This is a genomic window from Christiangramia gaetbulicola, from assembly GCF_003054225.1.
Classification (GTDB): Bacteria; Bacteroidota; Bacteroidia; order Flavobacteriales; family Flavobacteriaceae; genus Christiangramia; species Christiangramia gaetbulicola.
The window spans coordinates 582,072-600,750 of record NZ_QBKQ01000003.1 but is presented as its reverse complement, the minus strand read 5'-3'; the positions used below and the strand labels follow the sequence as shown (position 1 = coordinate 600,750).

Annotated in this window: 20 protein-coding genes; 16 read left to right on the top strand and 4 right to left on the bottom strand. The window is 38.9% G+C overall.

Annotation, left to right across the window (positions count from 1 at the left end):
• Positions 1-3 precede the first annotated feature (3 nt).
• The 11 genes from C8P64_RS14325 to ribB all read left to right on the top strand — a co-directional run bounded on the left by C8P64_RS14325 (position 4) and on the right by ribB (position 11,064).
• Positions 4-1,218, top strand: coding sequence for an aminotransferase class I/II-fold pyridoxal phosphate-dependent enzyme (locus C8P64_RS14325; protein ID WP_108172758.1), 1,215 nt, complete (start codon positions 4-6; stop codon positions 1,216-1,218).
• A gap of 160 nt (positions 1,219-1,378) precedes the next feature.
• A complete protein-coding gene (nhaC, locus tag C8P64_RS14320; protein ID WP_108172757.1) occupies positions 1,379-2,851 on the top strand; it encodes a Na+/H+ antiporter NhaC in 1,473 nt (490 codons plus the stop codon).
• Positions 2,852-3,054: 203 nt separating this feature from the next.
• Complete coding sequence (locus C8P64_RS14315; RefSeq protein WP_108172756.1) at positions 3,055-3,693, top strand: peroxiredoxin; 639 nt, start codon at positions 3,055-3,057, stop codon at positions 3,691-3,693.
• A gap of 41 nt (positions 3,694-3,734) precedes the next feature.
• On the top strand, positions 3,735-4,049 hold the full coding sequence (locus tag C8P64_RS14310; protein WP_108172755.1) for a thioredoxin family protein: 315 nt from the start codon (positions 3,735-3,737) through the stop codon (positions 4,047-4,049).
• Entirely contained in the window at positions 4,030-4,278 is a 249-nt protein-coding gene (locus C8P64_RS14305; RefSeq protein WP_108172754.1) for a DUF6952 family protein, read from the top strand. Before C8P64_RS14310 ends, C8P64_RS14305 begins: the two co-directional genes overlap by 20 nt.
• A gap of 124 nt (positions 4,279-4,402) precedes the next feature.
• Complete coding sequence (gene tpx / locus C8P64_RS14300; protein ID WP_108172753.1) at positions 4,403-4,903, top strand: thiol peroxidase; 501 nt, start codon at positions 4,403-4,405, stop codon at positions 4,901-4,903.
• Complete coding sequence (locus C8P64_RS14295) at positions 4,903-5,265, top strand: diacylglycerol kinase (protein ID WP_108172752.1); 363 nt, start codon at positions 4,903-4,905, stop codon at positions 5,263-5,265. Before tpx ends, C8P64_RS14295 begins: the two co-directional genes overlap by 1 nt.
• A gap of 147 nt (positions 5,266-5,412) precedes the next feature.
• Positions 5,413-7,785: a DNA translocase FtsK 4TM domain-containing protein gene (locus C8P64_RS14290; RefSeq protein WP_108172751.1), complete on the top strand. Its 2,373-nt coding sequence runs from the start codon at positions 5,413-5,415 to the stop codon at positions 7,783-7,785.
• 9 nt (positions 7,786-7,794) lie between these two features.
• Positions 7,795-8,436 (top strand): outer membrane lipoprotein periplasmic chaperone LolA1, encoded by a 642-nt coding sequence (lolA1, locus tag C8P64_RS14285; protein ID WP_108172750.1) that lies wholly within the window; start codon positions 7,795-7,797, stop codon positions 8,434-8,436.
• A gap of 70 nt (positions 8,437-8,506) precedes the next feature.
• Positions 8,507-9,886, top strand: coding sequence for an LptF/LptG family permease (locus C8P64_RS14280; RefSeq protein ID WP_245889707.1), 1,380 nt, complete (start codon positions 8,507-8,509; stop codon positions 9,884-9,886).
• 29 nt (positions 9,887-9,915) lie between these two features.
• Positions 9,916-11,064 (top strand): 3,4-dihydroxy-2-butanone-4-phosphate synthase, encoded by a 1,149-nt coding sequence (gene ribB, locus C8P64_RS14275; protein WP_108172748.1) that lies wholly within the window; start codon positions 9,916-9,918, stop codon positions 11,062-11,064.
• On the opposite strand, the gene C8P64_RS14270 is transcribed toward ribB, so the two are convergent.
• Positions 11,061-11,693: an NAD(P)H-dependent oxidoreductase gene (locus C8P64_RS14270; RefSeq protein WP_108172747.1), complete on the bottom strand. Its 633-nt coding sequence runs from the start codon at positions 11,691-11,693 to the stop codon at positions 11,061-11,063. The two genes, ribB and C8P64_RS14270, sit on opposite strands and share 4 nt — an antisense overlap.
• Positions 11,694-11,819: 126 nt before the next feature.
• On the opposite strand from C8P64_RS14270, the gene C8P64_RS14265 reads away from it, so the two are divergent.
• From C8P64_RS14265 to C8P64_RS14255, 3 genes are all read left to right on the top strand, one after another.
• A complete protein-coding gene (locus C8P64_RS14265; RefSeq protein WP_108172746.1) occupies positions 11,820-12,464 on the top strand; it encodes a SanA/YdcF family protein in 645 nt (214 codons plus the stop codon).
• Positions 12,465-12,517: 53 nt separating this feature from the next.
• A complete protein-coding gene (locus tag C8P64_RS14260) occupies positions 12,518-12,874 on the top strand; it encodes a phage holin family protein (protein WP_108172745.1) in 357 nt (118 codons plus the stop codon).
• Positions 12,875-13,085: 211 nt separating this feature from the next.
• A complete protein-coding gene (locus tag C8P64_RS14255; RefSeq protein ID WP_108172744.1) occupies positions 13,086-13,880 on the top strand; it encodes an HAD family hydrolase in 795 nt (264 codons plus the stop codon).
• Here the strand turns inward: C8P64_RS14255 and C8P64_RS14250 are convergent.
• The 3 genes from C8P64_RS14250 to C8P64_RS16675 all read right to left on the bottom strand — a co-directional run bounded on the left by C8P64_RS14250 (position 13,877) and on the right by C8P64_RS16675 (position 16,170).
• The gene (locus C8P64_RS14250) at positions 13,877-14,641 is read right to left on the bottom strand and encodes a hypothetical protein (RefSeq protein ID WP_108172743.1); all 765 of its coding nucleotides are present in this window, start codon (positions 14,639-14,641) and stop codon (positions 13,877-13,879) included. The two genes, C8P64_RS14255 and C8P64_RS14250, sit on opposite strands and share 4 nt — an antisense overlap.
• A 42-nt stretch (positions 14,642-14,683) precedes the next feature.
• Positions 14,684-15,622 (bottom strand): L,D-transpeptidase, encoded by a 939-nt coding sequence (locus C8P64_RS14245; RefSeq protein ID WP_108172742.1) that lies wholly within the window; start codon positions 15,620-15,622, stop codon positions 14,684-14,686.
• 425 nt (positions 15,623-16,047) lie between these two features.
• Complete coding sequence (locus tag C8P64_RS16675) at positions 16,048-16,170, bottom strand: hypothetical protein (protein ID WP_279324124.1); 123 nt, start codon at positions 16,168-16,170, stop codon at positions 16,048-16,050.
• 113 nt (positions 16,171-16,283) lie between these two features.
• Between C8P64_RS16675 and C8P64_RS14240 the strand changes: the two genes are divergently transcribed.
• Complete coding sequence (locus C8P64_RS14240; protein WP_146167226.1) at positions 16,284-17,435, top strand: hypothetical protein; 1,152 nt, start codon at positions 16,284-16,286, stop codon at positions 17,433-17,435.
• Between the two features lie 72 nt (positions 17,436-17,507).
• A complete protein-coding gene (locus C8P64_RS14235; RefSeq protein ID WP_108172740.1) occupies positions 17,508-18,608 on the top strand; it encodes a hypothetical protein in 1,101 nt (366 codons plus the stop codon).
• The last annotated feature ends 71 nt before the right edge of the window (positions 18,609-18,679 follow it).

Genomic DNA, 18,679 nt, shown 5'->3' with positions numbered 1-18,679 from the left:
ATCATGAAATATAAACCGGCAGACCGTATTCAGGATCTACAATACTTTGGAGAATTTGGAGGAGTAAATCCTTCAATTTCCGATTCATCAACTTATACCTTCCTTTCAGCCAAAACGATGTTCGATACATTTGAAGGAAATGCTGAAGGTTGTTACTTATACTCAAGACATTCCTCTCCTTCAAATCTTTATCTTGGTGAAGCTCTTGCCGCAATGGAAGGAACCGAAGCAGCAAATGTTGCCGCTTCTGGAATGGGCGCGATCACTTCTGTATTAATGCAGTTATGCAATGCCGGGGATCATATTGTTTGCAGCAGAACCATTTATGGGGGCACCTATGCTTTTCTTAAGAATTTCGCTCCGAAGTTCGGGATAGAAACAACTTTTGTGGACATCACCAATCCGCTTCTGGTTAATGAAGCAATACAAAAAAACACAAAGCTTATCTACTGTGAATCTGTAAGCAATCCGTTACTGGAGGTTGCAGATCTGGAGGCTTTATCGAATATCACCAAAGTGCACAAACTTAAACTGGTAGTAGATAATACCTTCTCTCCGCTTTCAATTAGCCCGGCTAAATTAGGAGCAGATGTGGTTATTCATAGTCTTACCAAGTTTATTAATGGTAGTAGTGATACTGTGGGTGGAGTTGTTTGCGGAACTAAGGAATTCATCAACGACCTGCGTAACGTGAATGACGGTGCTGCGATGTTGCTGGGACCAACTATGGATAGCCTGAGAGCGGCTTCCATTCTTAAGAATCTCAGAACCCTGCATATTCGAATGAAACAACACAGTCATAACGCCATGTACCTGGCTCATAAATTCCAGGAAGACGGATTTAAAACCGTTTATCCTGGTCTTAAATCTCACCCGGGACATGAGACTTTCCGTAAAATGATGAATGAAAGTTATGGCTTTGGTGGAATGCTGACCATAGATGTTGGTTCGCTGGATAAAGCGAATGAGCTTATGGAGCTAATGCAGGAGCGCAACCTGGGCTACCTCGCGGTTAGTTTAGGATTCTACAAAACTTTATTCAGTGCGCCGGGAACTTCAACTTCTTCAGAAATCCCAATTGAAGAGCAAAAGGAAATGGGATTAAGTGATGGGTTGATCCGTTTTTCTATTGGTCTTGATAACGATATTGCAAGAACTTATGAAATGATGAAAGAATGTATGACCAAAGTTGGGGTGATGGATACTGAAATGGCCTAAAATTTTGCAGGATTAAGCCGAAAGTCGTAAAATTACGATCAGAAAAAAAATGATCTATATTAACGACCGGTTTTAAAATTCTAAGCCTCACGGTAAATCTGATGATATTCAGGTATACCGTGAGGCTTTATTTTTACCGCAAATAAAGCCCTTAACCTGAATGGAAAACTCTACCGAGAAGCCAGAAAATGAAGCAGTAATTGAGAATAAAGAGTTGAATATCTGGGAAGCATTAATTCCAGTATTCGCACTTATTGCCATGCTCGCCTTTAACGTTTTTGTTTTTGGAGATGATGCCCTAAGTGGTTCTAATCAATTCATCCTGCTTCTTGGAGGTGGTGTTGCCGCTATCGTTGGTTATTTCAATAAAGTGGAATTCGACTATATGATAGACGAGGTCGCCAAGAACATTCAGAGTACCGCTGGCGCCATTCTTATATTATTAATGGTTGGAGCGCTTGCCGGAACCTGGCTTATAAGCGGTATTATCCCGACCATGATCTATTACGGACTCCAAATTTTGAATCCTACGATCTTTCTCGCAGCATGTGTAATTATATGTTCTGTGATCTCCCTGGCAACCGGAAGTAGCTGGACGACCTCCGCTACGGTTGGTATCGCCCTGATCGGGATTGCCGATGCCCTGGGAATTTCTCTTGGTATGACGGCAGGAGCTATCCTTTCCGGAGCTTATTTCGGAGATAAAATGTCGCCATTAAGTGATACTACCAACCTGGCTCCAGCGATGGCAGGAACAGATCTTTTTACCCATATAAGGTATATGGCCCTAACCACTGTACCTACCATTACAATTACCATAATAGCTTTTATCATCATAGGATTGAACCTGGATACCAGTGGCTCTACGGATACTACTTCTATATTGAATTCTATCGAGGCTTCTTTCAACATCAGCCCATGGTTATTCCTGGTTCCTGTTATTGTGATCGTATTGATCGTAAAGAAAACATCACCTTTGATCGCGCTACTAATCGGGACTTTATTAGGTGCTGTAGCTGCACTTATAGCCCAACCAGATATCGTTCTAGCCGTAAGCGGAATGGAGAACCTCAATTTCATTAGCGGGTATAAAGGAATTATGAATGCTATCACCGTCGATACAGCGGTAGAAACAGATTCTGAAGCACTGAACGATCTTTTCGCATCAAGCGGAATGGCAGGAATGCTAGGAACAATATGGCTTATTATCTGTGCGATGGTCTTTGGAGGAATTATGGAAGCTATTGGCGCCCTGGCTAGGATCAGTAAGGCTTTACTTAATATGTTCCATACGACATTCGGTCTATTTGCCAGTACGGTATTTAGCTGCCTGGCTTTGAACGTAACCGCTTCAGATCAATACCTGGCCATCGTGGTTCCCGGCAAAATGTTTGCCAAAGCTTATAAAAACAAAGGACTTGCCCCGGAGAACTTAAGCCGTAGTTTAGAAGATTCTGGAACAGTAACTTCAGTACTGGTTCCGTGGAATACCTGTGGTGCTTATCATAGTGGAGTTCTGGGAGTACCGGTTCTTTCTTATGCCGGCTATGCCTTTTTTAATTACCTGAGCCCGTTTATGACATTATTATTCGCGGCGGTAGGAATAAAAATTAAAATGCTTACCGAAAAATAATCCTTGCTATTTCTGCTGTTCTAAGGTTAAATTCCTGATAATTTGACAATTATAGAGGCACGCTATTGCGATTATATATAATCATAGACAAACCCTATTAAACAATAAAATTTTAAAATTTTTCAAGCTTTATAAAGCAGTCTTAGTTCCTAAATTTGTGCCGTAGAAAAAGAAGAAAGTTTAATTAAAAACAATAAAATTATATGGCTTTAGTAGGAAAAAAATTTCCAAATCTTAGCGTAGACGCTATGAACGAAATGGGAGATACTTTCAAATTAAACGTTTTGGAAGAAGCTCAGAAAAACAATAAGAAAGTATTGCTTTTCTGGTACCCGAAAGATTTCACCTTTGTTTGCCCTACAGAACTACATGCTTTTCAAAATGCTATGGAAGAATTTGAAAAGAGAAATGTTATGGTGATCGGAGCATCTTGCGATACTCCTGAAGTACATTTTGCATGGTTAAATACCCCAAAAGATAACGGTGGTATTGAAGGTGTAACATACCCAATCCTTGCAGACTCTAACCGCAATCTGAGTTCTAGACTAGATATCCTTGATATCATGAGCGAAACCTACGATGAAGAAACAGGAGCGGTAACTCTGGAAGGTGATAATGTAACTTACAGAGCTACTTACCTTATAGATGAAGAAGGAACTGTATTCCATGAAGGAATAAACCATATGCCACTTGGTAGAAACGTGAACGAATTCCTTAGATTGATCGATGCTTATACCCACGTACAGGAAAAAGGAGAAGTTTGTCCTGCAAACTGGGAAGAAGGTAAAGAAGCTATGAATGCCGATAGAGAAGGTGTTGCATCTTACCTTAGTTTAAACTAAGAAAAGAAAAGAGCTTAAATTAAGAATCTAAAAAAATTGCTATGATTAAGGAATTAGATCAGGATAACTTAAGCGAAGTAATTAGCAGCAATGATACCGTTGTGGTTCAGTATATGGCCGGATGGTGTGGTAACTGTCGATTAATGAAGCCGAAATTCAAGAAACTGGCTTCAGAAAATGAAGATGCACAATTCGTATTTGTTGATGCCGAAAAGTTTCCGGAATCAAGAAAACTTGCGAAAGTGGATAACCTTCCAACCTTCGCCACATTCAAAAATGGAAGTTTTAAGAATCAGGTTCAGACAAATAAGTTTGACCAGTTAAAAAACTTAGTTGATGAAGTTACCAGTAATTAGACATCTGCAGAAGAACAATGAGGTTGAAAAGCTTGAGAACACAATTGAAGTTCTTGAAAATTTCACCGAGCACCGTTCAGTTTCTGAAGAAGAAATGGACGTAATTGGTGAATTGCTTACCAATCTTTGCGGAGCTGTAGAAGTTCACAAAATGATAGAAGATGGTGTTCCAGAAAGGGACGCTGCAAATAACTTTGTAAAGAAAGTCTTAGGTTCTATAGACAAATAGATTTTCTTACAAATCAATTCACAAGGGCTGTTTTCATTGGGAAACAGCCCTTGTTGTTTTATGATAATTTTAGTAATTCCCGAAAGACAATCTTATAAATTTATAGACCAAATAAAAAAATAGCATGGCAAAGATTAAACTTGGAGATGAATTAGTGACGACCTATGGCAACCTTCCTGCATTAGATGAAAAAGCACCTCATTTTGAACTTATTAAAGCAGATCTTAGCATAGGCACCCTTGAAGATTTCAAAGGCAAGCGAGTGATCATGAATATTTTTCCGAGTGTAGATACCGGTGTTTGCGCAACTTCTGTTCGAAACTTCAACAAGAAAGCCGCAGAATTGAAAAATACTGTAGTTTTGTGTATCTCTCGTGATCTTCCTTTCGCTCAGCAAAGATTTGTGAGCGACGAAGGATTAGACAAGGTGGTAAACCTTTCAGATTTCAGAGATAGAAATTTCGGTAAGGACTATGGAGTTGAAATGATGGATGGCGCTTTTGAAGGGCTGCTGTCCAGAGCAGTTCTGGTATTAGATGAAAACGGCCATGTGATCCATTCACAACAGGTTCCAAAGATCGAAGACGAACCAGATTATCTTGCCGCCCTGAAAACCTTATTATAATGAAAGACAGTTTCCTCGGTAAAAGAATAAGAGGAGGAGGATATGCCATAAAAGGTGCCTGGCTTTTGCTTAAGCATGAGCCAAGCATTCAGGTTCAATTCGTAATTTCGATCCTTGTATGTATAGCCGGTCTTTTTTTTGGGATCAACAGGTACGAATGGATCTTTCAGTTCCTGGCAATTGGCCTGGTCATGGCTGCTGAAGGTTTGAATACTGCGCTGGAAGCAATGGCAGATTTTGTACATCCAGACTTTCATAATAAGATAGGACATATTAAGGATGTCGCCGCCGGCGCTGTTTTTATCGCGGCACTAATCGCGGTGATCATCGCCTGCTTTATTTACTTTCCCTACATTTTTTAGCAACACGGTTTATAATAAATTCCGAAATTAAAAGTTTTCGTTCATAGGGTAAAACCTATAAAATGCATAACTTTTAAAATTGAGGATTTTTTTCTTTAATTTGGCAAAGGCTAATTTGTATTTTTGCCGAAACCGTTCAACCTACATATGGCTAAAAAGAAAGCTAAGACCAAGAAAACCGCCAAAAAAACCCGTAATTTTTCACTGAAGCTGGACCGTCAGCAAAAAGTGGTTTTAGGTAGTTTCCTAATGCTTTTTGGCCTGGCCTTAATCGTCGCATTTATATCTTTTCTTTTTAACTGGCAGGCAGACCAAAGTGTTCTGAACGAATTTGCCAACCGCGAGATCGAAGCCAGGAACTGGCTTAGTAAATTTGGAGCTACGATAAGCGACTTTTTTATCTATAAAGGATTTGGACTTGCCTCCTTCTCTATCGCATTTTTGATCTTATTAAGCGGGATCTATCTTTTCTTTGGATTTAACAGTGTTAATCTTAGAAAGTTCTGGTTCTGGGGAGTTCTGGTAATGATCTGGTTATCTGTATTTTTTGGCTTTTTTGCTGAAAAGAATGCCTTACTGGGAGGACGAATAGGTTTTGAAACCAATGATTTTATTCAGGATTATCTGGGCTTTTTTGGAACTGCACTTTTAATGCTATTCCTATTTATAGCCTATGTGACCATACGCCTGAAGGTTACTCCTGAAATGGTCGGAGGTTATTTTAAATCTGGCAAAAAGGAATTACAGGATGCCATGCAGGAGCATAAATCCACCATTTCTGAAACCGATGAAGAAAAAGACTGGAAAGAAACGGTGATCCAGCCCAAAGTAGAAGAAGAAAGAACTCCAAGCTTAGATCTTTCCGAAGAAAAACCAGAGCCTAAGAAAGCTCCTGAACCTTCACCTAAAATGGAGGTAAGCACCCCGCCAGAAGACGAAGTGGCCATGGAGGTTGAAGCTGCTCCTGAAGAGGAAGAGGAAGATAATCTTAGCACCAAGCTGGTAAAGGACTTTGGAGAGTTTGACCCAACCCTTGAATTAAAGAATTATAAATTCCCAACCATAGAACTGCTTAAAGACTATGGTGGGTCGATCACCATAGACCAGCAGGAACTGGAAGAGAACAAAAACCGTATCGTAGATACACTTAAGAATTATAAAATTGAGATCGCCCAGATCAAGGCGACCGTAGGACCTACAGTTACCCTTTACGAAATTGTACCCGAAGCCGGCATCAGGATCTCCAAGATCAAGAACCTGGAAGACGATATCGCACTTTCGCTATCGGCACTCGGGATAAGGATAATCGCTCCTATCCCAGGAAGAGGAACCATTGGTATCGAGGTTCCCAATAAAAACGCCAGCATTGTTTCTATGCGTTCTGTGATCGCTTCAGCGAAATTCCAGAATGCCGAAATGGAATTACCTCTGGCGCTTGGAAAAACTATTTCTAATGAGACTTTTGTAGTAGACCTGGCGAAAATGCCGCATATGTTAATGGCAGGTGCTACAGGACAGGGTAAATCTGTAGGATTAAATGCGATCCTTACTTCCCTGCTCTACTCCAAACATCCGGCGGAAGTAAAATTTGTGCTGGTAGATCCTAAAAAGGTTGAACTAACTTTATTCAATAAGATCGAGCGTCATTACCTGGCTAAATTGCCAGATTCTGGAGACGCCATTATTACAGATAACACCAAAGTGATAAATACCCTGAATTCACTTTGTATTGAAATGGATGATCGTTACGAACTGCTGAAAAATGCCATGTGTCGTAACATCAAGGAATACAACACCAAGTTCAAGGCAAGGAAGCTTAATCCGAATGACGGTCATAAGTTCCTGCCATATATTGTTCTGGTAGTAGATGAGTTTGCAGATCTTATCATGACCGCAGGAAAAGAAGTAGAAACACCTATTGCCCGTTTGGCCCAGCTGGCTCGTGCGATTGGTATCCACCTTATCATTGCAACACAAAGACCTTCGGTTAACGTAATTACCGGTATCATTAAAGCTAACTTCCCGGCCCGGGTTGCCTTTAGAGTAACTTCAAAAATAGATTCCAGGACCATTCTGGACAACCAGGGAGCAGACCAGTTAATTGGGCGCGGTGATATGCTTTTCACCCAGGGTAATGAATTAAAACGACTGCAGTGTGCTTTTGTAGATACCCCGGAAGTTGACAAAATAACAGAATTCATAGGTTCACAAAAAGCTTATCCAGATGCGCACCAGTTACCAGCCTATGAAAGTGAGGAAAGTGGCACAGGAGTTGATATAGATGTGAGCGAGCGGGACAAGCTATTCCGCGAAGCTGCAGAAGTGATCGTAACCGCCCAGCAAGGATCGGCTTCATTACTTCAGAGAAAATTGAAACTTGGCTACAACCGTGCAGGTAGAATTATAGATCAACTGGAAGCCGCAGGCATTGTTGGTCCTTTTGAAGGAAGCAAGGCCAGACAGGTTTTAATTACAGATCTTGCAGCATTAGATCAGCTATTAAATGAACCAGACAATTAAAAAATCAAAATGAAAAAATTAGTATTTATCCTGGCAGCAATTTTCACTTTTAATGCTCAGGCACAGAATTCTCCAAAAGCAGAAAAATTACTTAACGAAGTTTCTTCCAAGGTGAAGAACTATGACAATATGGTCATCGAATTTAAGTACGCGCTGGAGAACAAAGCCGAAAATGTTAGTCAGGAAACAAGAGGAGATGTTAGTATCAAAGGAGAAAAATATGTTTTGAATCTTATGGGTACTACCCAAATGTTCGACGGAAAAAAGATCTATACCATTATTCCTGAAGATGAGGAGATCAACATTTCAAATTATGTAGAGGAAGATAGTAATAGCATTACACCTTCTAAGATGTTCAGTTTTTATGAAGAAGGCTACAACTATGAAATGGACATCACTCAAAACGTAAAAGGACGTGAGATACAGTATGTTAAGCTTACTCCAAAAGACAGCAATGCAGAGATCAAGAATATCCTTTTGGGTATAGACAGCCAGACCAAGCATATTTATAACCTGATCCAGACCCAGGAAAATGGTACTAAAGTGACCATTACTGTAAAAAGCTTCAAGACAGATCAGCCACTGGCGCAAAATCTGTTTACCTTTAACGAATCGCGATACAGTGATTATTACATCAACAGATTAGACTAAATTGAAAATACTCGACCGGTACATACTAACCAGTTTTTTAAAAACATTTTTTTCGGTCTTTATAATCCTCATGTTCATCTTTGTTCTCCAGACGATCTGGTTATACATAGGTGAACTTGCTGGTAAAGACCTGGATGCAGAAGTCATCTTTAAATTCTTGTTGTACTTCTCCCCGAAACTGGTGCCACTGGTATTACCGCTCACCATCCTGCTTACTTCGATAATGACCTTTGGTGCTTTTGCCGAAAATTACGAGTTTGCAGCGATGAAATCCTCAGGGATTTCCCTGGGCCGGGCTATGCGTAGCTTAACGGTTTTTATAGTTTTTATTAGTCTTATAGCCTTCTTCTTTGCCAATAATGTGATTCCGGCAGCGGAATTTAAATCTATAAACCTTCGGAAAAATATCGCCCAGCTCAAACCGGCCATGGCGATTTCAGAAGGTATCTTTAATGACATTGGAACTTTCAACATCAAGGTAGATGAAAAAAGCGGTGAGAACGACCAGTATCTTACAGATGTGATCATTCACCAGAAAAAAAGTACTGGTGGAAATAACACTGTAATCAAAGCCAAAGAAGGAGAATTGGTGGGAAGCACAGATTCAGACGTACTGTCCCTTATTCTGAAAGAGGGTAATTACTACGATGAAGTTGAACCCAGTGATTATAAAAAACGAAAGCGTAAGCCTTTCACCAAAAGCTATTTCGACAGGTACGTGATCAATATAGATCTTTCAGATTTCAACAATGTAGATCTGGAGGATGAGACCTATAATTCTGCTCATGGAATGCTTAAGATCTCTGAGCTCGATGAAAGTATAGATTCCTTTTCGGTCGCCTATAACAAAAAGATGGCCGAGTTCAGGAACTCCATGTATACCAGGAGTGGTTTTAAGAATCTACATTTGAATTATAAAAGAAAGGATACGGTTTTTAACCAGGAAGAAGGGCTGTTATCTTATTATGATACTTATGATGGCGCTCAGATCGCCAATTTGGCCCTTGGTTCTGTGAATTCTTCCCTTGCTCACCTAGGCATGAAAGAACAGGAATTCAAGGTAAGCATCAAGCAGATCAACAAATTTGAGATCGCCCTTCACGAAAAATATGCCCTTGCAATTGCCTGTATTGTACTTTTCTTTGTGGGAGCACCTCTAGGAGCGATCATTAGGAAAGGAGGTATGGGACTTCCTATAGTCGTGGCGATACTGTTATTCCTCACCTATCACTTTATAGGAATTTTCGCCAAGAACTCTGCAGAGAACGGGACTATACCCCCATTTATAGCGACCTGGTTATCTACCTGGATTATGCTACCATTAGGAGTTTATTTAACCTATAGGGCAACCACAGATCAGGGTCTATTTGTTTTTGATAATTTTATAGCGCCAATCAAGAAACTCTTCAAAAAAGCTGGCCTTTTCAAGGACAAAAGTAAAACAGAATAAATATCTTTGCAGCCACAAAACTAGATGTTATGGCTCAGGTGGAGAACAATCAATATTCTGTAAAACTGGATAATATTCAGGAAGCTATCGATGATATTCGCGAAGGAAAAGTGATTATCGTGGTAGATGATATTGATCGTGAAAATGAAGGAGACTTTCTTGCGGCAGCAGAAAAGGTTACCCCAGAAATGATCAATTTCATGGCCACTCACGGCCGAGGCCTTATTTGCGCCCCTCTTACCGAAGCAAGATGTAATGAACTTAAGCTGGAAATGATGGTGGGTAATAATACCGACCCCATGGAGACGGCGTTTACCATTTCTGTAGACCTGAGAGGGAAAGGCGTTACTACCGGAATTTCAGCATCAGACAGGGCTAAGACCATTCAGTCTTTGATCGATCCTGAAACCAAACCACAAGACCTAAACAGACCCGGACATATTTTTCCGTTGAAAGCCAAAGAAGGTGGAGTACTAAGGCGTACAGGACATACGGAGGCGGCTATTGATTTCGCCAGGCTTGCAGGTTTTGAACCTGCTGGTGTGATCGTGGAGATCATGAATGAAGATGGAACTATGGCTCGTCTACCTCAGCTTATGGAGGTAGCTAAGAAATTCGATCTTAAGATCGTTTCTATAGAAGACCTGGTGGCTTACAGAATGCAGCATGATTCTCTTATTGAGAAAAAAGAAGATTTTGAACTGGATACCAGGTTTGGAAGATTCAGACTGCGTGCTTATAAACAAACTACCAATTCTCAAGTACATATTGCCCTTACCAAAGGATCATGGAAACCAAATGAAGAGATCATGGTACGAGTGAATTCTACTCGAGTGAATAATGATCTTCTTGGAACGCTTACCAATAACGTTGATAAAAAATTGGACGGAATGTTCAAGGCGATCAATGATGAAGGTCGTGGTGCGATAGTTTTTATTAATCCCGCCAACCAGTCCCCTAACCTATTGAACCGACTTACCGAATTAAAGGAAAGTCAGAAGAAAGGTGAAATAAAAGCTCCACCAGTTAAGATGGACAATAAAGATTTTGGAATTGGAGCACAGATACTCCATGACCTGGAGATACATAAGATCAAGTTACTTTCAAATTCCCAGCATACTAAACGTGTGGGAATGATAGGTTATGGTCTTGAGATCACCGAATATGTAGATTATTAATCGATCTCGATGATGACCTCGTCCAAAGGTCTTCTAACTTTTTTGAATTTAGAGAACATATCATCCTGTGAGCGATAGCCTACGGGAAGTACCAGCACAGATCTTAAATTCTTCTCGTGAAGATTTAGGAACTCGTCATACTTTTCGGGCTCAAAACCTTCCATTGGGCAGGCATCTATCTCTTCTGCTGCGCAAACCGTAAGCAAGGTACCTAAAGCCAAATAGGCCTGATTAATAGCCCAGGCTTCAATTTCTTCAACTTCCTTGGTCTTAAAATCATTGATAAGAAATTCATGAAATGGTTTCAGAATTTTTTCGGGAGTTTCCCTTACGTGTTTTACCCTTTTGAAGTAGTTGGTAATGAATTCCTCATCGATCTTATTTTCGATACAGATTACCAGAACATGGGAGGCAGTATTTACCTGCTCCTGGCCGAAAGAGAAATTCTTTAGCTCAGCCTGAAGCTTTTTATTAGAAATAACAAGCATTTTAAGCGGCTGCAAACCATAAGAAGTCGCGGTAAGATTAAAGGCCTGTTTCAGCACCTCTATCTTATCTTCAGAAAGTATTCTAGAATCATCGAATTTCTTGGTCGCATAGCGCCAGTTCAAAGCTTTTATATTACTCATAAATTTGTTTAAATAATATTTTACAAATGTACACAATGTATAAAGTAACGCCGGCGTTAGCGCATAGATTAATCTGATACATCCAAATATTATGGCTATCTTCGATAAGACTTTTATCCCATTATAATGCGGCGGCTTAAAAAATTCATCCTGTTCTCGGTCATTGGTCTGGTACTGATAATTTTCACTATTCTTGGTCTCGAGGCCATCTTTAAAAGACAAACCAACGATCTTATCTATAGAGACATATCTGCCGTGCCGAATGCGAAAACAGTAATTGTATTAGGAGCCAGCGTTCATGCCGATGGTAAATTATCGCCCATTTTAAAAGACCGGGTGGATACCGCGATAAAATTATTCCGCAACGACAAAGTCGACAATTTCCTGGTTACAGGAGATCACCGAACCGAAGATTACAATGAAGTAGCAGCAATGGTTGGCTATCTAGAAGAAAATGGAATAGGCAAAGATCTCATTATCTCAGACCATGCGGGACTGGACACTTACGATAGTATGTATCGTGCAGGAAACGTATTCGGTATTGAAAATGCCATCGTAGTGACCCAGGAATTTCATTTACCCCGAGCCCTGTTCATCGCTTCAAACCTGGGCTTCAATTATATTGGTTTTACTGCAGATCAAAGAGCCTATCAAACAGAATACCGGTTGAAACAAAGAGAAAAACTTGCAAATTTTAAAGCTTTATGGGAGGTTTTATTAAGGAAAGAACCTGAAACCATGGAGCAACGCTTAAGCATTAATAATCAATAAGTTAATATCTTTTTAGCTATCTTAGAGTACTACTAACTTCTAAATTAAAGAATATGCTTCAGTGGATCATTCACATCCTTATAGACGCCCTGGTACTTCTTATAGCTGCAAACTTCCTGAATAAGGTACATTTAAAAGGATTTAGATCGGCCCTAATCGTGGCTCTAATCATTGGGATACTTAGCTTTCTTTTAAGCTGGCTGCTAACCGCTATACTCAATATTGCTACTCTGGGAATTTTCTATTTCCTCGGAATTGGTTTTGTGACCAGAGTGATCGCTTACGCTATTATTATTGAGATCGCAGATAAAATGACTTCAGATTTTAAGACCGAAGGTTTCTGGGCTTCCATATGGCTGGCCGTGCTTATCGCCATTATTGGCGGAATCGTAGACGCGATCCTTTTCTAAAAATTTAAAATTACCGGGTGAGATGTTTCATCCTGTTTTTTCTTCCTTTTTATTTTGCCATAACTTTTGAAACAGGTGGCCTTTCCGTATATAACACATTCTGAAGCTTTATTAGCATAAAGTTTAACTATAGAAAAACAGCCAAATTTAATCTCAATTTAAAATAATTGACGATCCAATCCCTTACTTTTAATTTTTCAAAAATAATCCTATGATCAAATTAATTGTAACCGATGTCGATGGAACCTTGTTGAATGATAACCACGAGTTACATCCAGATTTTTGGGAAATAGAAGAACAACTAACCAGTAAGGGAATTTTATTCTCTATTGCCAGTGGTCGCCAGTTCTACAATCTGGAAACCAAATTTGAGAAGATCAAGGACCGCACGATGTTCTTTGCAGAGAATGGAACTTATGTTTCGCACAAAGGCAGGGAGTTATATGTGAACCCGATTGAGAAAAGTGCTGCTATAGATTTTATAAAAATTGGTAGAGAATTAGAAAATACCAGTCTTGTGCTTTGCGGTAAAGATTCGGCTTATATAGAAACCAAAGATGAAGATTTCAGAAAAGAGATCAATAAGTTCTACGAACGCCTGCAAGTGGTAGATGATCTTACTAAAGTAGAAGACACTTACCTAAAGGTTACTCTTTGTAATTTTAACGGGGTGGAAGACAACACTTTCCCGCATTTCGTAAATTATACAGACCGGTATAAAGTAGCCATCGCAGCAAAGGTATTTATAGACATTACCGCTTTGGATGCGAATAAGGGAAATGCTATCAAGGGAATTCAGAAAGAATTGAATATCACCCCTGAGGAAACTTTAGTATTCGGAGATTACCTTAATGACCTTGAAATGATGCAGGTTGCTAAACATAGCTATGCCATGAAAAATGCGCATCCCGAGATCATTGAAGCCAGCAATTTTGTGACCAGCCATGATAACAACAATAACGGGGTCTTAAGAACTATCGAGTCTCTGGGATTATTAAAAGCTTAATTAATAATAATATTGGTCTTATCTACACCGGTATTCCCGGTGGCAGCATCGTAAGCATAAACAAGTACCTCATATAAACCTTTTTCCAGGGAAGTTTCAGTACCAAAAGTACTTGGCTTTTCAGTTGGTTTTAGTTCAAGTTCAGTAGAATTCCCTTCTGCATCTGTAACTATTGCTTTCACCTCGTATTGACTGGCATCCCAGATACCATCCTCGGTAACCGGGCAGCCGCACATCATGACGACGTTTGCCTTTAGCTCTATTTTTTCAGAAGCTTTTATTCTTTCATGTGTTTGCGGAGATAAAATATCTACTACAAAACCTGGAATTTCCAGCACTACTCCATCGCCAGTAATATCCTTACCCGGGATCACCCATAATTGGGTACTGCTTAAGACGCTTGCCTGTTTTTTATTAAATGGAGCGAGAGCTTCCACCGTTACAAACAATGGTACATCGATATCTATTTTTGCCAGGAAGCCCGCGGTCTTATCATCTGAAAGCGTTTGTGAGCGCTTCCAGTCATTTTTCATGATCTTTTCTGTATCTCCGGTACTACCAATGGTCATTCCTTCATCCAGTATCGCACCTGTAACTGCATCCTTTACCAATATCCTCGCTCCGCCAATTGACGAACCAATAAATTTAGCATCCTTGGCCTTAGCCCTGATCATGATATTAGTTTCCTGGGCAAATCCTTTTGCTGAAAAAATAGAAAAAATAAGAACGAAAAAAAGCCGGTAAAAATTAAAACCTTTCATAGTATCAATGTTTACCGGCTAATTTAATTAAAACTTAATCAATTAAGCTTTGGCTAATTCTCCTTCTTTATTTTTCGAAGCGATATTGTGAAAATTCTTTGGGTCCTCATGATATTCCTGGATATAATTCTCCAGGGTATTAATTTCATCCTGAGTAAGGTCATTCGCTTTCATATTCTGTGAAAGATTAATCCATGGTTTATCTGATGAATAATCATATTCCCCGAATACCATAAAAGGCGTTCCGTTTCTGGCAATTTTAGATCCTTCAACATTCCACATATCTGCCCATTCAAAAATATACTTCGCGTCATCCATATAAAGTCTAACACAACCATGGCTGGCAGGATAACCCGGCAGGGCATATTGATGTACTCCTACTCCTTCGAAATTCATGAAATTAAAATAGTATGGTAAGATCCATGAATCATCAACGGTACTAACCTTACGTTTAGCCTTATAATTTCCATAATTAAGTCCGTTTGGGGTACGGGTTGAATTCTTCCCGGTACTCACCGGTCCCCATTTTACGAGCTCCCCGTTTTCATACAACCCAAAAGCCTGAACTCTCTGGGAGATCAAAACAGTTTTAGGAATACACTGCAGGGAATTAATAGTTTCAGGGAAAGGACTATAGGCCTTAAAGTCTTCTGACGCGCAATCTGGGATCACGATAGGTCTTTCTGGCCTTAACCGGTTCTTCTCTATACGGTTTAAGGCAAGTATAGTTTGTAATTGCTCTTCTGAATAAGCATTGAACAGACTATCTATCTGCTTTCTTGTTTTTAAGGAATCGATGGTATAACTGATCTCTTTTCGGTAGATCTTGGGCTCCTTTTTTATCACCGGATTTCTCATACTTAATTTTTCCGGCTGCGGAACAGTTGGTTCTACCACCTGAGTATTGGAATTACAAGCGTAGAAAAAGGCACTACATATAAATAATAAAGAAATTCTTCTTAATGCATTTAAGCGTATCATCGTAACAGTAGTTTTGATTAGGTAGGATGAAATTACACCGTAATGCTCTCAATGCCTGCTAATAAAGAGTTAAGGCTTTGTTGAGTTTATGATAATTAACCGATTTTAAGACAAAAGTTTTTTTCTTTAGCTTAAAATTTTCAGAAAAATTAACCTTTAATTATTATTTCTATTTGTCGGAATTTGAAATCATTAAGTGAGAGATAAAAGACGTAGATAAAGTTTAACTCGCAGAGGTTTTACGGCAAATTGGTTGAAATGTTCCGTTAGAAATAAATATAATACACCTTATAATTTAACGCGACATACAGCAGTTAGATCATTTATTTTCACGTAATTTACTGATTATTAAAGTCTTAAGCTTTATATGAAGCTAAATGACAAGGAATTATCTTTCCGGGCTTTTAATTTTTGGGAAATCAAATTTAAAAGTCATCTATGGTGTAGGTAACCGGAAAATCAGATCGATTTCCATGTACACTCCCCACCTTAAAGTTCATGTCCGTTATTTTCTGAAAAGAACGGTGATAGATCTTTTTTCTTTCCATGAATTATTCAATTTAAAGACATGGTGCAACTTCAACCTACACCAGCTCTTTAATACTAACCTCCTCTTTTTAATTATTCCCCTCCCGGTTTCTCTTCTTTCAATACCAAACCAATGAAAACAATTGTAAAACTAAGTATCACTTTTCTGATGATAGTATTTTTAGGCTGTTCAGAAGATGACGAAACACCTCCCCTGCAAACTCCAAGATATACGCTGATAAAAATTGAAAAGGAATTCCGATTCTTTGAAGATCAAGGTCCACAGGAGATCATTATCCCCTTTGTAAGCAACGCATATTCAGATGGAGAATTCAAACTTTCACTACACACTGAAGATGAGATCAATTTTGAGACTATTCCAGAAATGCTCAACGGATTGATCAGCTTCAAGGTGAAAAAAGGTGATGCCAATACAGTATTAATAGTAACTCCTCAAAATGATGAAGGTATAAATGGTTATCATGATTATAGTTTCACTCTCACCGCGCTCAGTGAATATTTTAGAAGAGCCAACGAGAATAACCTGGAAATCGGTATCTACGATGACGAATTAAATGGCATGCCCAGGAACTTTGAATCTTCCAGCAAAAGTTCAGAACTGAACATCGAATTTTTTTATAATTCAGATAAAAAGCTACATAAAACCAACCAATTATACAGCGACGACTGGTTCGATCTGAACGAGGTCATAAAATATTATTATGATGATGAAAAGAAACTTATCAAGACTAAACATTCGCTTGGATTAGATGATGCCAATCCCCAACAGGTGCATGAAATTATATATATCTGGGAAAATGATCTGGTAGTTCAAACAAATTATATGGCAGGCGAGATCAAACAATACTATACGGTTTATGAATATGATGCACATCATAATGTAAGTATGGCTGAGGAATATTATGTACAATCCCCACTTGAAGAACCAATACTAACCTATAGAACGATATACAGCTATGACGGTAATGACAATCTCACCGAAAAACACATAACAACCTATTACCATCCCAATGAATGGGATAGTCAGGATGATGAAACAGTAAGTAAAATCACCTACGGGGAGTATGTAGAGTATGAGGGTACCTTCCCTGTAAATGAGATAATCCCCGGAGTTATTTACCAAAAGAATCTACCCGGATTTATGAAAATTGAAGAGGAGGGCGCTTTAGCTGTAATTTTAAATTACAGCTATGAATTTAATGTTGAGGGAAAGTTAACTAAAAGAACCACAGATGATGAAACAGCAGTTTTTAATTATCAGTAGGGATTTTTTGGAACATAACTCAATTCTTTGAATACTGTTTTACCAATTTTAGATTTATAATTATAGATAACCATGAAAGCATTTTTAAAACTTTGCTTTTCATTTCTAGCAGTTATGGTTATTAGCTGCTCAGGAGATGATGGTCCAGGGCAGATAGCGGCAGATGATGACCCGCCCGGGAACCTTGCAACCACAGTTAGTTTTAGAGAAAACTACTCTATTGATGAAAATGGGAGCTTCACTACTGTAACTATAGATTTTGACCAGGCTGCAATCACTGCTGGTGAGATTAGGATAAAATTACATCATCAGCAAGACCTTGAAATTCAAACTATTCCAGAAGTATTAGAAAACATAATCACACTTCAGGTGAAAGAAGATGATGAATCAATTTCGTTTCAGCTTGCACCGGTTGACGATAATGTGATTAAAGGGATGAAGAACATTTCTTTAACCTTCGATTCTATGAGTAGCGGTTTCCGCAAGGCAGATAATAATGGACTTACTATTACAGTGATCGATGACGAGCTCAAAGGAATGCCGAAATCCCTAAACGAAAATATTATCTACCATTACCGGGAAGATGGTAAGATCAAAAAAATAGAATATAAAGCTATGGACATGTGGGATTATTCTGAAAATTATTTTTACTCTGAAGATGGCCTGATAGAAAAAATAAATGAAGACTATCTGGGTTCTGAAAAATTATATTTCTGGGAAGATCAAAAAATTGTTAGATCTGAAGAGAGATTTCAAGATGAACTTATCCTCTACTCCATCTATGAATATGATCCCAGAGGAAATATCAGTAAGAATACCCAGACCGGCAAAAATGGGCAGGGCGAATTCGTATTGCAATACCTTTATGAATATGAATACTTTGAAGATGGAAATTTACATAAGATCCTGGTCTATATCCCTTCAAATACTAAACCTGCAAACGAATTGGTAGCCTCTTATATTTATGACGATTATTTAGAAGTATTAAATCCATTCCCATTAAATGAGATCATTCCCACTATACCAGTACATAAGAATTTGTACAGCTCTTTAGAATCTCAGGATGGCTGGGGATATGCAGAATACAACTATACTTATGAGTTTAATGTCGAGGGCAAGCCGATTAAACAGTTAATTAATGAAAATGTGGTGATGACCTTCGAATATTATTGAAAACATCAGGATAAAATAAGCTTACAATTTTGAAAAGACTGGAAAACCTCCAGTCTTTTTTGATCTCTGTC